A 15,675-nucleotide genomic window follows, 5' to 3' on the forward strand; every position below is an offset into this window, starting at 1 on the left:
GCTGTGCCGTGGATTCCGTAGCACCCCACCTCGCCGTCCTCGCCTCGCGAGTGCGGTTCGAGGAGAAGAACATCATGGCCGCGCTCGAACGGCGCGGCGCCAGGTTCGAACATCTGGATCCCAGGTCGCTGTTCGTCGCGAACGGCTCTCCCTGGAACGGACCGAACCTCGTCCTCAACCGCGAGGTCGGGCACTTCCGCGCCCTCTACGCGGCGAGTGCCCTGGAGTCGGCGGGGGTGACGGTGCTCAACAGCGCCGCCGCCACGCATCTCAGCGGCGACAAGTGGCACACGTCGGCGGCCCTGTTGAAAAGCGGGCTGCCGACGCCCAGGACCGCGCTGGCGATGACGTCGGAGGCGGCGCTGGAGGCCCTGGACGCGATCGGCTACCCGGCCGTGATCAAGCCACTCGTCGGCTCCTGGGGCCGGCTGGTGACCAGGGTCACCGACCGCGCCGTGGCGACGGCCGTGCTCGAACACGTCGCCGCGCTGCCCTCGCCGCAGTCGCACGTGATCTACCTGCAGGAACAGGTTCCCAAGGCCGACCGCGACATCCGCGTGCTCGTCGTGGGCGGCGAGGCGCTCGGCGCGACCTACCGCAAGGGAGAGGAGTGGCGTACCAACGTGGCGAGGGGCGCGGTGAGCGAGTACTGCCCGCTCGGCCCCGACCACGTCAAGCTCGCGGTCGCCGCCGCGGAGGCGGTCGGCGCCGACATCGCGGGCGTCGACCTCATCGAGGACATGGACGGGCACCTCACCGTGCTCGAAGTCAACGACCGGGTGGAGTTCCGGGGCTTCCAGCAGGCCCACGGCTCCAGGGTCGACGTGGCGGACGCCATCGCGGCCCATCTCATCGCGAGGGGGGAGACATGACACGCGTCGCGGTCGTCGGGGCCGCCGGCTACATCGGCGGCGAGCTCCTGCGCATCCTGACCACCCATCCGAAGGTCGAGCTGGCCGCCGCCACCTCGCGGCGCCTGCAAGGCCGCCAGATCGACGGCGTCCACCCGAACCTGAGGGGAAGGACCCGGCTCACCTTCTGCCCCGAGGACCGGCTCGACCACTACGACGTGCTGTTCCTCGCCACACCGCATCGGGAGACGATGCGCCGGATGCCGGAGTTCCTCGACATGGCCGACACGGTCATCGACCTGTCCGGCGACTTCCGGCTGCGGTCCACCGACACCTACGAGAGCTACTACGGGCTCCCGCACGAGGCCACCGACCTGCTCGGCACCTTCGTGCCCGGCATACCGGAGTTCCACCGGGACCGCCTGCGGACCGCCGACCGGATCAGCGTGCCCGGCTGCATGGCGAACGCCGGGATCCTCGCGCTCACCCCGCTGGCCGAGGCCGGGCTGATCAGGGACGAGATAACGGTCGACGCCAGGACCGGTTCCAGCGGTGCCGGAGCGACCGCGGGCTCGGAGAACCTGCACGCCGAACGCAGCGGCGCGCTCAGGGTCTTCGCCCCGACGCGACACCGGCACGAGGCGGAGATCTCCCAGGCGACCGGGCTCCCGGTCCGGATGACCGCGACCGGAGTGGAGGCCGTACGGGGAGTGCAGCTGGTCTGCAGGGCACGCCTCGCCGACGGCGTCACCGAGCGCGACATCCGCTCCGCCTACCGGGGACGCTACGGCGACGAGCCGTTCGTTCGCGTGGTCGCCCAGCGGCGCGGCCTGCACCGGTTCCCCGACGCGAAGATCCTGTCCGGTTCCAACTTCTGCGACGTCGGCTTCGCCCTGGACCCGGGGGCGTCCGACGTGACGGTGATCGCGGCCCTGGACAACCTGGTCAAGGGCGGTTCCGGGAACGCGGTGCAGTGCATGAACATCCGGCTCGGCCTGCCCGAGTCCCTCGGGCTCGACTTCACCGGCCTGCATCCGAACTGACCGAGGCGAAAGGAGTAGACATGAGCGGCATCTCCACCCTGCCGGGTGCGATCCGGGCCGGAGAGAGGGCCGATCCGGCCGCGATGACCGGCCGGATCAGGGAACACATCGTGAACATGTGCGCGAGTCCCGAGGGCGGGCACCTGGGGGGTTCCATGTCCCTCGTCGAGGTCCTCGCCACCCTGTACTTCCGGATCATGCGAATCGACCCCCGGGATCCGGGTTCGCCCGACCGCGACATGCTGCTGCTGAGCAAGGGGCACGCGGGCATCGCCCTGTACGCGACCCTCTGCGAGGCAGGCTTCTTCCCCGAGGAGCGGCTCACCGACTACGCGCGGCCGGGCAGCGCCTTCATGGCCCACCCCCACGCCGAGGTCCCCGGCGTGGAGATGCCGTCAGGCTCCCTCGGTCACGGCCTCGCGCTGGGTGTCGGGGTGGCGCTCGCGGCCAGGCTCGACGGCTCCGACCGCCGGTGCTTCGTGGTCATGGGCGACGGCGAACTCCAGGAGGGCTCGGTCTGGGAGGCGGCGAGCGTGGCCGCGAGCCACGGGCTGGAGAACCTCACCGCCGTGGTCGACCGCAACCGCCTCCAGATCACCGGCGCGACGGAGTTCGTCGGCAACCTGGAACCCCTCGCCGACCGGTGGCGGGCCTTCGGCTGGCACGTCAGGGAGGCGGACGGCCACGACGTCGCCGCGCTGACCGAGGCGCTCACCGCGCCGCCCGAGCCGGGACGCCCCACCCTGATCATCGCCCACACCGTCAAGGGCAAGGGCCTGCCCTTCATCGAGGGCCAGGCACGCAGCCACTACGCCAAGCTGGGCGACCGCCAGCACCGCCGCGCGCTCTCCGCCCTGCGTGCCGCCCCGGAAGGAGAACGGCGATGACCGCCACCACACTCAAGACGCGCTCGTCCCGTGAGGTCTACCGCGACGTGCTCGTGGAACTCATGCCGGACGACGAACGGCTGGTCTGCCTGGACAGCGACACCGGCCTGTTCGGCGGGGTCGACTTCGGCGAGGCGGGTGACAGGTACCTCAACCTGGGCATCGCCGAGCACACCCTCATGGGCGCCGCCGCCGGGCTCGCCAAGGAGGGGCGCGTGCCCGTCGTGAACACGATGGCGGCGTTCGCCTCCACCCGGGCGCTGGAGGCCGTCAAGGTCGACATCGCGCTCAACAACCTGCCCGTCCGCATCGCCGCGACCCACTCCGGAGTGTCGGGCGGCCATCTCGGCCCCACCCACCACTCGCTGGAGGACCTGGCCGTGATGCGGAACCTGCCGAACATGACCGTCGTCGTCCCCGCGGACGAGGCCACCACGGACGAGCTGTTCCGCCAGGCCCTCGCCCTGCCGGGCCCCGTCTACTTCCGGCTGGGCCGCAACGCCACCCCCGACCTCCCCGAAGGGCCGCCCGTGCGAATCGGGCAGGCCCAGATCCTGCGGGAGGGCGGCGACGTCACGCTCGCCGCCTGCGGCCCGTACCCGGTGCTCGCCGCCCTCGACGCCGCGGACCTGCTGGAGCGGGACGGCATCGCGGCGTCGGTGATCCACGTACACACGGTCAAGCCGCTGGACACGGCGACGCTCGCCGCCGCGGCGAGCGCGACCGGCGTCGTGGTCACGGTCGAGGAGCACTGGCGCGCCGGCGGCTTCGGAGCCGCCGTCGCCGAGAACCTCTCGGAGATCCTGCCGGTCAGGGTGTGCCGGGTGGCGATGCCCGACGCGTTCGTCCCGGTCGCCGGGAGCCAGAGATACCTCCTGGAGCGGGGCGGCATCACGCCCCAGGCCGTGGCCGCGCGGGCCAGGACCGCCCTGGGCAGAACGAGGAGGAGCCGATGAAGGAGGACTTCCGGCGCTCCGGCCAGTGGCGCGACGAGACCGTCCTCGACGACCTACGGCGTTCCGTCGCGAACCACCCGGACAAGCCGGCGCTCGTCTGCTACCGGGACGGCGCCGCGGAGACGGTGACCTACGCCGAGCTCGCCCGGCGCGTCGACCGCCTCGCGGCGAGCCTGGTGCGGCTGGGCGTGGGACGCGGTGACGTGGTGACCCTGCAGCTGCCCAACTCCTGGCAGCTCGTCGCGTCGATCCTCGCGTGCGCGCGGATCGGCGCCGTGGCGGGCCCGGTCGTCCCCATCATGCGCAGGCGCGAGGTCGAGTTCATGACCCGGCTCACCGAGAGCCCGGTGTACATCGCGGCGACGGAGTTCCGCGGCTTCTCGTACGCGGACATGAGCGCCGAGGTCGCCCGCGCCGTCCCGAGCCTGCGCCACCGGGTGCTGCTCGGCGGCGGTGCGGGCGAGAACGGCGGTGCCGGTGGTTACGGCGGCGGTGGCGCTGACAGCGGCTACGGCGGCGAGGGCGACGGTGGGAGGGGCGGGGCGCTGGACTTCGACCTCGACCTCCTCGGCCCCGAGCCCACCCCCGAGGAGATCGAGGCCCTCGACGCCCTCGAAGCCGGCCCGGACGACCCCGCCCAGGTCGTGTTCACCTCGGGCACGACCGGTGAGCCGAAAGGCGTCGTGCACAGCCACAACACCCTGTACTCGATGAACAGGGCACAGGCCGACGTGCTTCACCTCACCGGCGAGGAGGTGACGGCGATGGGGTCCCCCACGACGCACCAGGCCGGTTACACCTGGAACTTCCTCATGCCGCTCATCCTCGGCGCGACGGCCGTGCAGGTGGACGCGTGGGACCCGGCCGCGATGCTGCGGATCCTGGAGGAGCGGAAGGTCACGTTCTTCATGGGCGCGCCCACGTTCCTCTCCGACCTCATCGAGGCGCAGCGCACCGGTCCGAGGGACCTGTCGGCGCTGCTCACGTTCGCCACGGGCAGCGCGCCGATCGCGCCGCTCCTCGTGGAGGACGCGCGGGAGGTCCTCGGCTGCCGGGTGTACGCCCTGTGGGGCATGAGCGAGAACGGCTGCGTGACGATCACCCGTCCCGAGGACCCGCCGATGCGCGCGGCCGAGAGCGACGGCACCCCCGTACCGGGGATGGAGGTCAGGATCGTCGGCCGAGGGGGCGAGCCGGTGGCCGCGGGACAACCCGGCCTGCTCCAGGTCCGCGGCGCCGCCCAGTGCCTCGGCTACTTCCGCCGCCCCGAGGTGTACGCCGAGTCGCTCACCGAGGACGGCTGGTTCGACACCGGGGACCTGGCCCGCGAGGACGGCTACGGAGGCATCCGGATCACCGGCCGGGTCAAGGACGTCATCATGCGCGGCGCGGAGAACATCCCCGTCGTGGAGGTGGAGGCGGCCCTGCTGCGGCACCCCGCCGTCAAGGACGTCGCGGTCGTCGGCTACCCGGACCGGCGGCTGGGCGAGCGCGCCTGCGCGATCCTCGTCACGGCGGACTCCCCGGCGGCCTCCCCGCTCACCCTCGACGACATGCGCGGCCACCTCTCCGGCCTCGGCATGGCCAAGCAGTACTGGCCCGAGCGACTGGAGATCGTACCGTCGCTGCCGAGAACCCCCTCCGGGAAGATCCAGAAATTCGCCTTGCGCGACCGGCTCCGGGCTTAGGACACCACATGGACTTCGAATTCACCAGTGATCAGCAGGCGCTCGCCAAGAGGGTGCGGGAGTTCGCGGCCGACAGGATCGCCCCGTACCGCCGTGAGAGCGACGTGCGGCGCGGATACCGTCCAGGGCTCCTCGCCGAGTTGGGCGAGGAGGGTCTGTTCGCGCTCCGGATGCCCGAGGAGTACGGGGGACGCGGGCTCGACGCGACGAGCGCGGGCATCGCCCTCGAGGAACTGGCGGCGGCGGACCTGTCCGTCTGCTATCCCGTGCTCAACGCCGCCCTCATCGGCGGTGTCCTGGCGGCGAACTGCGCTCCGGAGCAGCTGGCGGGCTGGCTGCCGCCGATCTCCCGCGGTGAGTCGATCGTCGCGCTCTGCCTCACCGAGCCCGGCCACGGCACCGACGCCGCGGGCATCGAGATGCGCGCCGAGCCCGACGGCGACGGCTGGGTGCTGAACGGCGAGAAGACCTCCATCATGATCGCCGCCTACGCCACGCACGGCCTCGTCTTCGCACGGACGGGGGAGGCGGGGGCGCACGGCATCACCGCCTTCTACATCCGGCTCGACCAGGCCGGGGTGAGCCGCGAGACCCTCCCCGACCTCGGCTGCCGGTCCGGCGGGCGCGGCAGGTTCGTCTTCGACGGCGTCCGCGTCGGCCCCGAGGACGTGGTCGGGCAGCCTGGACTCGGCTTCGCGGCGGTCATGCGCGGGTTCGGCGTCTCGCGGGCGTACATCTCGCTGATGGCGCTCGGGGTCGCCAAGGCCGCGCTCGACGAGGCCATCGCCCACGCGGGCGCCAGGGAGGCGTTCGGCCGGCCCATCGGCACCTTCCAGGCGGTCGCCTTCCCCCTGGTCGAGCACGCGACCATGCTGCACGCGGCACGGCTGGTGTCGTACGAGGCACTGTGGCGCGCCGACAACGGCATGGACCCGCGGATCCCCTCCAACATGGCCAAGTGGTGGGCGCCGAAGGCGGCGATGGAGGCCGTCCACCAGTCCCTGCTGACCATGGGCCACCTCGGCTGGTCGGAGGACGGGCCGATCGCGCAGCGGCTCAGGGACGTCATCGGCCTCCAGCTCGCGGACGGCACCGCGGCGGCCACCAAGCTCGTCGTCGCGAGGAAGCTTCTCGGCCGGGAGAACGCGCCGTGACTCCCGCACGACACGACCGGTGGGGGCGGCCGAGCCGCCCCCACCGGACTTTCCTGACCCACGCACGAGGTGACGCCGCCTGACCTGGTGTGTCGCCGGTCCCGACCCACGCGCGAGGTGACGCCGCCGGACTGGTGTATCGCCGGTCCCGGCTCACGCGCGAGGTGACGCCGCCGGACGTACCCGGCCCAAAAGCATCCGATCCGCGCGGCTCAGCCGCTCTCGCTGTGGACCCGCTTCGTCTCGCGGTAGGTGCGCATCTTGGACCGCGTCCCGCACACCGCCATCGAGCACCAGCGGCTGCCTTTGTTTCGCGACCGATCGTAGAAGATCCACTCGCATCGGTGCTCGCCGCACGCCTTGAGACGCTGCCAGGAGCCGTCGGCGACGGCACCGGCGACGGCCGCGAGCACCCTGGCCAGGGCTCCGCGCACATCGGTGAGCGCGGGCCGGAGGCCGAGCTCCCCCGCCTCCCCTTCGAACCCCACGACGAGCGGGCAGTCACGCGCGATGTGCTCGATCGTGCGGCGGGCCTGGAGGTCGGGGGGGCCGCCGTTGTTCTCCCGCAGGAGCGCGCGCAACGCCTCCCTCAGGGTCACGGCGTCGCGGCGGTCGAGCTCGCCCGGCTCCACCCTCGGGTCACCGAGGCCGTTGCGCTCCAGCCAGATGGTGAGGCCCTCCACGGTGGCCAGATAGTCAGGCCCGAACTCCACGTTCACGCTGTTGACGAACGCCTGCACCAGTGCGAGCGGGCCCGGTGCCACGGCCCTGTCTCCCGGTTGTCGCTTCATCCTGACAATTTTACTATTGAACCACCTTTGCCGGTAGTGCGCTACCGATGATTTAACGGCGATCTGACGGGACTCGCGGCGCCACAATCCCCTCGTTTCTTCCTCACGCGACGTTCGCATCCCGAAAAGAAGCTCTTATCACACCCCCGTTGTCCCGCCCTCGTTACCGCCTTAGCGTAATTGCTGGTAACCGAGAAATGGCCAACCGCGAGTTCCGGAGCGCGAAGGGAAGCGACGTGACAACCGAGGTCCACCCCGCCCGCATCGCCGGCAGGGAGATCACCGGCGACACGCGTCCCCCTGGAACGTCCCGAGGCCTCGGCACGGAAAGGACTCTCAGCGATGCGGTTCGATGACATCTGGATCTCCGGCACGGGCGGCACGCTCGGCGACCGGGTGCCCATAACCCGGGCCGTCGAGGACGGCTCGTACTCGGCCGAGGTCGCCGAGAGCACCGGAATGATCTCCGTCGCCCAGTCCTCGCAGGCTCCCCCCGAGATGGCCGTGACCGCCGGAAGGCAGGCGCTCAAGGAGGCCGCCGCCCACGGGACGGAGATCGGCCCCGACACCCTCTACCTGCACAGCCACAGCCACTTCCAGGGCATCGACATGTGGCCCGCGGCCTGCTGGATCGGCGGGGAGCTGCTGGGCACCCGGATGGCCGGGATGCCGATGACCGTCTCGGCGGCGTCGAACGGCTCCCTCGCCTGCCTGGAGATCGCGGCGAGCATGCTGGCGGGACGCCCCGACCTCCCCTCCGCCCTCATCACGGTCGCGGACCGCTTCGCCCCTCCCACCAACCGCTGGTACCTCTCCCCCGGCATGGTCTTCGGTGACGGCGCCGCCTCGGCGGTGGTCACCCGGGGTCGTGGCCGGCTGAGGCTGCTGTCCTGCGCCTCGCAGACCGACACCGCCCTCGAAGGACTCTCACGCGGCGACGAGCCGTTCCGTACGGCTCCCGAACCGCACCCCGACATGAGGCGCAGGACCCGGGAGTTCCTGGCGCGCGGCGAGCTGTCGCTGCGCGACGTCCGCGCGAGGTCGGCGGCCGGGACCGCCGGCGTCGTCTCCACGGCACTGTCCGACGCCGGCCTGTCCATGGACGAGATCGACTGGCTCGTCACACCGTTCGTCGGGCGGACCCTGTTCAAGGAGAGCTTCGTACGACCCCTGAAGAGCATTCCCGGCAACACCCTGGCCGAACTCGGGCTCACGATCGGGCACCTCGGTCCCGCCGACCAGCTCTACGGCCTGCACCACCTGTTGAACGAGGACCTGCTGGAGCCGGGAGCACGGGTGCTCCTCATCGGCACCGGAATGGGATTCACATTCTCCGCGGCGGTTCTCGCGGCGGACAACGCCTGACCACTCCACCGGAAGGAACCCCGCAATGACCATCACCCACACCCCCGACGTGCTGCCCTCCCTCATCGACTCCCTCGACTCCCGCGTCACCCCGGTCGACCGGCTTTTCTCACCCGCGGCGCTGCGGGAGGAGATCCCGGTCTCGCCCACCGCCAGGGAGACCGTCCTCGGCGGACGGTACGGGGTCACCCAGGTGCTGAACGGCGAGGACGACCGGCTCGTCGTGGTCGCCGGCCCGTGCTCCATCCACGACCCCTGCGCCGCCCTCACCTACGCCGAGCGGCTCTCCGAGCTCGCGCGGCAGGTGTCCGGCTCGCTCGTGGTCGTCATGCGGGTCTACATGGAGAAGCCGCGGACCCGCCTCGGCTGGAAGGGGCTCATCAGCGACCCCCACCTCGACGGTTCGCACGACCTCAACAGCGGGCTGCGCCTGGCGCGAGGGCTGATGCTGGACATCCTGGAGACCGGCCTGCCGATCGGCTGCGAGTTCCTCGACCCGCTCACCCCCCGCTACTTCGCCGACGCCGTGTCCTGGGGCTCGATCGGTGCCCGCACCGTCCAGAGCCAGGTGCACCGGCAGCTCACCAGCGGGCTCAGCATGCCCGTCGGCATCAAGAACGCGACGAGCGGCCACGTGGAGGACGCGGTCGACGCCATCGTCGCCGCCTCGAAGGGACACGTGTTCCCGGGCATCGACGACGACGGCCTCGTCTCGATCGTCTCCACCAGCGGGAACCCCGACTGCCACGTCGTCCTGCGCGGCGGCAGCACGGCCCCGAACTACAGCCCCTCCGACGTGGCCGGCGCCCTCGCACTGCTGAAGAAGGCGGGCCTGCCCCAGCGCCTCTTCATCGACGCCAGCCACGGCAACAGCGGCAAGGACCACGAGCGACAGCCCCTCGTCGCCGCGGACATCGCGCACCGCATCGCCGGCGGGGAGACCGGCATCGCCGGGATCATGCTGGAGAGCTTCCTCGCCGCGGGCAGGCAGGACCTGATCCTGGGCCGGACGGACGCCCTCGCGTACGGGCAGAGCGTGACCGACGCCTGCGTGGACTGGGACCAGACCACCCGCATGATCCACGGGCTCGCCGAGGCCGTCGAGGCCGGGCGTGCCCTGCGGCGGGCCGGTGCCGAGGGCATCTCCTCGCAGGTCGAGCTCGCCCTCCCCTCCCCGCTGCCGGTTCTCGCCTGAGACCTCCGACCCGCTATTTCGAGAGGAACGATTCTCATGGAAACGACCAACTCGTCGCTTCCCCTCGCCCGTCCCGCCGGTGACGGCCCGCCGGGAGTTCCGCACCGGCACTCCATCCCCGTCCCCGAGAAGGCCCGGCCGCACCGGGAGACGTTCGCGGTCGCGGCCCTGGCAGGCCTGCTCCACCGCTACACCGCCGAGACCGACCTGCTGATCGGGCGGGCGGGGCGGGGTGCCGCCGAGACCGTCCGGGTGCGGGTGTCCGGCGACACGACCGCCGCGGAGCTGCTGGCCGCGATCGCGGCCGGCACGGCGGAGCCCACCACCGGCGAGCCCTGCCACGCCGTCGTCTCCACCGGCGACGCCCTCGCGAACGGCGTCCCCGCGGGTGACGTCTCCGCGAACGGCCTCTCCGCCGGTGACCTCTCCACGAACGGTGTCTCCGCGAACGGTGAGCAGCCGGGGCCGCGCGCCGCGCTGACCGTGTTCACCCGGGACACCGACGGCCTCGACCTCGTGATGTCGCGGGCGGAGTTCGACGCGGACGCCGCCGCCCAGTACGCGCTGCACCTGGGGCGGGTCCTCGACGCCCTCGCCGCCGACCCGGCCGTCACGCTACGGGACATCCCCCTGCTCACCGAGGAGGAGTCCCGGCGCATCCTCGTCGACTGGAACCAGACCGACGAGCCCGTGCCCGCCCTCTTCTTCCACGAGGTCGTCGCGGACATCGCGCGCCGGACGCCCGACGTGGTCGCGGTGGCCTGGCCCGGTGGCCGGCTCACCTTCCGCGAGCTCGACGACCAGGCCAACCAGCTCGCCCACCGGCTCGCCGCACAGGGGGTCCGCCCCCGCGACCGGGTCGGGGTCTGCTTCCCGCGCGGCGCCGAGAGCCTGATCGCGCAGCTCGCCTGCTTCAAGACGGCGGCGGCGGCGATCCTGCTGGACCCCGAGTTCCCCGACGACCGCGTCCGCTTCATGATCGAGGACGCCTCGGCCGTGGTGGTGCTCACCATGAGGGCCCACGAGTTCAAGGTGTCGGGTATCTGCCCGGTGCTCTCGCTCGACGGCACCGACTGGCGCGACGAGCCCACCACCCCCGTCAGCGAGCCGGTGAAGGCCTCAGACCTCATCCACATCTGCTACACCTCCGGCTCCACGGGCGTGCCCAAGGCCGTGATGGTGCCGCACGGCGCGGCCCGCAACCTCATCTACAGCATGCGCGTGATCTGCGGTATCACCGAGGAGTCCCGAGGGACGTGGCTCGCCGCACCCGGCTACGGCATGGTGGAGGTCGAGTGCTTCTCGGTCCTGGCCGCGGGCGCCACGGTCCACATCCCCGAGCCGTCGGTCGTGACCTCGCCCGAGTGGCTGCGCGACTGGCTCGTCTCCGAGCGGATCACCCACACCCTGCTCATGAAGGCGATGGCCGAACGGCTGTGGACGCTCCACTGGCCCGCCGAGACCGAGCTGGTCAACATCAGGATCTGCGGCGAGCGCGTGCAGTCGTGGCCCTCCGCCGACCTTCCCTTCCACGTGTTCAACCTGTACGGCTCCGCGGAGGCGACGGTGGTGGCCACGTGCGACATCACCCAGCTCGGCGTGGACCTCGGCGAGGAGGGGCGCGCCCACCGCCTGCCCCCGATCGGACGGCCCACGCCCAACGTCAAGGCGTACGTGCTCGGCGAGAACCTCGAGGTTCTCCCGCCGGGAGTCGTCGGTGAGATCTTCGTGGCCGGCGAGAGCCTGTCGGAGGGGTATCTGGGCCGCCCGGAGGCCACCGCGGAGAAGTGGCTCGCCAACCCGATGGACCCGGTCCGCCACCCGGTGCTTTACCGGACGGGCGACGTGGCGCGCTACTGGACCGACGGGAGCATCGAGATCGTCGGCCGTACCGACAACCAGATCAAGGTCCGCGGCAACCGGGTGCACCTCGGCGAGATCGAGGCCGTCCTGGCCGCACAACCGGGCGTCGGCCAGGCGGCGGTGCTGGCCAGGAAGGACGGCCAGGGAGACGTCCAGCTGGTGGCCTACATCGAGCCGCGCCCCGGGCCCGTCCCCGAGGTGCGGGACCTTCGAGCGGCGCTGCGCCAGACGCTTCCCTCGTTCATGGTGCCGGCGGCGTACGTCGTCGGCGGTCTCCCGACGACGACGAACGGCAAGATCGACCGGACCGCGCTCCCCGAGCCGCCCCGGTCCCGCCCTGACGTCGGCAGCCCCTACCAGGAGCCGCGCAACGACATCGAGCGGACTCTGCAGCAGATCTGGGCGAAGACGCTGGAGCTCGAAGGCATCGGCATCCTCGACAACTTCTTCGAGCTGGGCGGTGACTCCCTGCGCGCGGCCCGCCTGACCGACCGGATCCGCGAGGCCTTCGACGTCGACGCCGACATCGACGACCTGTTCGACGAGGCGAGCATCGAGCGAATGGCCTGCACCATCGCGGAGGCGAAGAGGGGCTGAACCGCCGATTCTCATGGAACGGCGCCAACGAAGCCGCCGACCTCCGTGAAACGGCACCGCTGAAAAGGACCGGCCCCGGCATTTGCCGGGGCCGGTCCTCGTGTCGAGGCCCCGGAGCCTGCACATTCGTTCCGCCAACCTTTTTCCGCGACTCCCGCTCATTGTTCACATCCTGAGAAGAATGCCTTATCACAGGGCCGTTGTCCCGCCCTTAACGGCGACCTACCGTAATAGACAACAGTCACAAGAATGGCCGAAAAACCGGAGTCGAAACCCGTTCTATATGCGGGAAAACGTCGTCGGCGACAACGGCATAAAGCATTTGATTCCGGAGGTGTCAAGCGCATGCAGGCCGTCGTCGTCTGGTGGGACCTACGGGAGTCGGACCAGACCGTCGAATCGCTCCGCGCGTTCCTGCGCGACGAGGCGGTGGACCGCTTCTCCGGGATTCCCGGGCTGCGCCTGAAGTTCTGGATCTCCGACCGGAGCAGCGACCGTTGGGGCGCCGTGCTGCTCTGGGAGTCGGCGGAGGCCGCGGCGGCACCACTGCCGGCGAGGGCCGCCGAACTGATCGGATCCCCGCCCGTCCAGCGCTCCGTCTTCGATGTGGAGGCCACCACCGAGGGCATCTTCGACGTCGCCGAACTGGCGGGCCGTGGCCTGGCCCTGGAGGGATGACGAGGACATGGCGAGGATTCTCATTGCCGGTGGTGGCATCGGCGGTCTCGCGGCGGCGTTGAGCGTCGCCGATCGGGGACACCGGGCGATCGTGCTGGAACGCCAGGCCACATTCGCCGAACTGGGCGCCGGAATTCAGCTGGCACCGAACGCCTTCCACGCGCTCCGCCACCTCGGTGTCAGCGAGGCCGTGCGCGAGCGGGCGGTCTTCATCGACGAGTTGCGCTTCATGGACGGCACGACGGGCGAGCGGGTGGCCAGCATGCCGCTGACCGACGGCTACCGGCGCCGGTTCGGCGACCCGTACGCGGTGGTCCACCGGGGCGACCTGTACCAGGCGCTGCTCGACGCCTGCCGCGCGTCCGGCGACATCGAACTGCTCGGCAACCGATGGGTCACCCGGTACGAACAAGGCCCGACCGGCGTCACCGCCCTCACGGACACGGGAGAGCGGTTCGCCGGCGCCGCCCTCATCGGGGCCGACGGCATCCGCTCCGCCGTCCGCCGTCAGCTCGTCGGGGACGGCAGACCCCGGATCTCCGGGCACACCATCTACCGTTCGGTCATCCCCATGGAGAAGGTCCCCGCGGAGCTGCGGTGGAACACCGTCACCCTCTGGGCGGGCCCGAAGTGGCACTTCGTCCACTACCCGATCGGCGGCGGGAGGTTCCTGAACCTCGCCGCCACCCGGGACGACGGCGCCCGCGAGGAGCTGGCGGGCGAGCCCGCGGACCGGTCCCACGTGCTGGGCGAGTTCCCCGGCCTGAGCCAGACGGCCCGCGCCCTGCTGGAGCTGGGCGAGGAATGGCGGACCTGGGTCCTGTGCGACCGCGACCCGGTCGACCGCTGGACGGACGGGCGGGTCGCCCTGCTCGGCGACGCCGCGCACCCGATGCTGCAGTACGCCGCCCAGGGCGCGTGCATGGCGCTTGAGGACGCGGTGGTGATCGGCAGGCTGCTCGACTGCGACGAGGACGCCTTCACCCAGCGCCTGGAGAAGTACAACGCCGAACGCCGCGAGCGCACGGCCAGGACCCAGCTGGTGGCCCGCGCGATGGGGGAACGCCTCTATCATCCGGCGGGCGCCGAAGCACGGGCGCGGAACGCGATGCTGTCCTCCCTCACGGTGGACGACCTGCACGACAAGGTGGCCTGGCTGCACGGCGCCCGCCACTTCGGATCCGGCCTGGACTTCGGCTCGGGCTCCGATTTCGGCTCCGGCTCCAGGGACCTCGGCGTATCCGGGGAACACCTGGTGTCCGACGACCTCCTCGAACTCAGCCTCAGTGAAGGAGTGGCCCGGTGAGCAGGTTACGTTGGCTGACCGCGGGAGAATCGCACGGACCCGCCCTCGTCGCGACCCTGGAGGGGCTGCCCGCCGGTGTGCCGGTCACCACCGGCATGCTGGCCGACGCGCTCGCCAGGCGGCGGCTGGGCTACGGCCGGGGCGCGCGGATGCGGTTCGAGATGGACGAGGTGACCATCCTCGGCGGCGTGCGGCACGGGCTGACCCTGGGCTCGCCGGTCTCGATCGTGGTGGGCAACACCGAGTGGGCCAAGTGGGAGCAGGTCATGGCGGCCGACCCCGTCGGCCCCGAGGTGTTGGAGGGACTGGCGCGCAACGCCCCGCTGACCAGGCCCAGGCCAGGCCACGCCGACCTGGCGGGCATGCAGAAGTACGGTTTCGGCGAGGCCCGTCCGATCCTGGAGCGAGCGAGCGCGCGGGAGACGGCCGCGCGGGTGGCGCTGGGCGCGGTGGCCCGCTCCTACCTGCGGGAGACGGCCGGGGTCGAGCTCGTCTCGCACGTCGTGGAACTCGCCTCCGCCAAGGCCCCCGACGGGATCCTTCCCGTCCCCGCGGACGCCGGGAGGCTGGACGCCGACCCGGTGCGCTGCCTGGACGCCGACGCGAGCAAGGCGATGGTCGCCGAGATCGACCGGGCTCACCGGGACGGTGACACGCTCGGCGGCGTGGTCGAGGTCCTCGCCTACGGGGTCCCCGTGGGGCTCGGCTCCCACGTGCACTGGGACAGGCGCCTCGACGCGCGGCTGGCCTGCGCCCTGATGGGCATCCAGGCGATCAAGGGCGTCGAGGTCGGGGACGGCTTCGCGCTCGCCCGTACGCCGGGGTCGAGGGCGCACGACGAGATCGTGCCGACACCCGAGGGCGTGAGGCGGACCTCGGGCCGCTCCGGCGGCACCGAGGGCGGTCTGAGCACGGGCGAGGCGCTGCGGGTGCGCGCGGCGATGAAGCCGATCGCGACCGTGCCACGAGCCCTCGCCACCGTGGACGTCACCACCGGCGCCCCCGCGCGTGCCCACCACCAGCGGTCGGACGTGTGCGCGGTCCCGGCCGCGGGAATCGTCGCCGAGGCGATGGTCGCGCTGGTCCTGGCGGACGCGGTGGCGGAGAAGTTCGCCGGAGACTCGGTGGCCGAGACCCGCCGCAACGTCCGCGGCTACCTGGACCACCTGCCCATCGGCTGACGCGTCCCCGGGGAGCGGCGGACCGACCGGCGCGGCCGATCGAGGTAGCGCCAGCTGTACCACGGGTCTCCAGTTCGCGGGATCGAAGTGATGATCTCCCCCGCGACATGCTTCGAAGGT

Annotated in this window: 13 protein-coding genes; 12 read left to right on the forward strand and 1 reads right to left on the reverse strand. The window is 71.6% G+C overall.

What is annotated here, in order from left to right:
* The first annotated feature begins 8 nt into the window (after nucleotides 1-8).
* From ABZ664_RS21510 to ABZ664_RS21535, 6 genes are read left to right on the forward strand one after another with little or no spacing between them, the layout of a single operon-like run.
* Nucleotides 9-872, forward strand: coding sequence for a RimK family alpha-L-glutamate ligase (locus tag ABZ664_RS21510; RefSeq protein WP_362512452.1), 864 nt, complete (start codon nucleotides 9-11; stop codon nucleotides 870-872).
* The gene (gene argC / locus ABZ664_RS21515; protein WP_362512455.1) at nucleotides 869-1,894 is read left to right on the forward strand and encodes an N-acetyl-gamma-glutamyl-phosphate reductase; all 1,026 of its coding nucleotides are present in this window, start codon (nucleotides 869-871) and stop codon (nucleotides 1,892-1,894) included. Before ABZ664_RS21510 ends, argC begins: the two co-directional genes overlap by 4 nt.
* A gap of 20 nt (nucleotides 1,895-1,914) precedes the next feature.
* Entirely contained in the window at nucleotides 1,915-2,781 is an 867-nt protein-coding gene (locus ABZ664_RS21520; RefSeq protein WP_362512458.1) for a transketolase, read from the forward strand.
* Complete coding sequence (locus tag ABZ664_RS21525; protein WP_362512461.1) at nucleotides 2,778-3,737, forward strand: transketolase C-terminal domain-containing protein; 960 nt, start codon at nucleotides 2,778-2,780, stop codon at nucleotides 3,735-3,737. The genes ABZ664_RS21520 and ABZ664_RS21525 overlap by 4 nt, the downstream gene beginning before the upstream one ends.
* The gene (locus ABZ664_RS21530; RefSeq protein ID WP_362512463.1) at nucleotides 3,734-5,425 is read left to right on the forward strand and encodes an AMP-binding protein; all 1,692 of its coding nucleotides are present in this window, start codon (nucleotides 3,734-3,736) and stop codon (nucleotides 5,423-5,425) included. Before ABZ664_RS21525 ends, ABZ664_RS21530 begins: the two co-directional genes overlap by 4 nt.
* Before the next feature lie 8 nt (nucleotides 5,426-5,433).
* A complete protein-coding gene (locus ABZ664_RS21535) occupies nucleotides 5,434-6,579 on the forward strand; it encodes an acyl-CoA dehydrogenase family protein (protein ID WP_362512466.1) in 1,146 nt (381 codons plus the stop codon).
* 212 nt (nucleotides 6,580-6,791) lie between these two features.
* On the opposite strand, the gene ABZ664_RS21540 is transcribed toward ABZ664_RS21535, so the two are convergent.
* Complete coding sequence (locus ABZ664_RS21540) at nucleotides 6,792-7,370, reverse strand: CGNR zinc finger domain-containing protein (protein WP_362512469.1); 579 nt, start codon at nucleotides 7,368-7,370, stop codon at nucleotides 6,792-6,794.
* Between the two features lie 342 nt (nucleotides 7,371-7,712).
* Here ABZ664_RS21540 and ABZ664_RS21545 point away from each other — a divergent pair, with 342 nt between their 5' ends.
* From ABZ664_RS21545 to aroC, 6 genes are all read left to right on the forward strand, one after another.
* Entirely contained in the window at nucleotides 7,713-8,735 is a 1,023-nt protein-coding gene (locus tag ABZ664_RS21545) for a ketoacyl-ACP synthase III family protein (RefSeq protein WP_362512472.1), read from the forward strand.
* 25 nt (nucleotides 8,736-8,760) lie between these two features.
* Complete coding sequence (locus tag ABZ664_RS21550) at nucleotides 8,761-9,930, forward strand: 3-deoxy-7-phosphoheptulonate synthase (RefSeq protein WP_362512475.1); 1,170 nt, start codon at nucleotides 8,761-8,763, stop codon at nucleotides 9,928-9,930.
* Between the two features lie 36 nt (nucleotides 9,931-9,966).
* Nucleotides 9,967-12,390 (forward strand): amino acid adenylation domain-containing protein, encoded by a 2,424-nt coding sequence (locus ABZ664_RS21555; RefSeq protein WP_362512478.1) that lies wholly within the window; start codon nucleotides 9,967-9,969, stop codon nucleotides 12,388-12,390.
* A gap of 345 nt (nucleotides 12,391-12,735) precedes the next feature.
* A complete protein-coding gene (locus tag ABZ664_RS21560; protein ID WP_362512481.1) occupies nucleotides 12,736-13,068 on the forward strand; it encodes a hypothetical protein in 333 nt (110 codons plus the stop codon).
* Between the two features lie 7 nt (nucleotides 13,069-13,075).
* Complete coding sequence (locus ABZ664_RS21565; RefSeq protein WP_362512484.1) at nucleotides 13,076-14,374, forward strand: 3-hydroxybenzoate 6-monooxygenase; 1,299 nt, start codon at nucleotides 13,076-13,078, stop codon at nucleotides 14,372-14,374.
* A complete protein-coding gene (aroC, locus tag ABZ664_RS21570) occupies nucleotides 14,371-15,555 on the forward strand; it encodes a chorismate synthase (RefSeq protein ID WP_362512487.1) in 1,185 nt (394 codons plus the stop codon). The genes ABZ664_RS21565 and aroC overlap by 4 nt, the downstream gene beginning before the upstream one ends.
* The last annotated feature ends 120 nt before the right edge of the window (nucleotides 15,556-15,675 follow it).

Origin of the sequence: Streptosporangium sp. NPDC006930 (assembly GCF_040635605.1) — a bacterium.
Taxonomy (GTDB): domain Bacteria; phylum Actinomycetota; class Actinomycetes; order Streptosporangiales; family Streptosporangiaceae; genus Streptosporangium.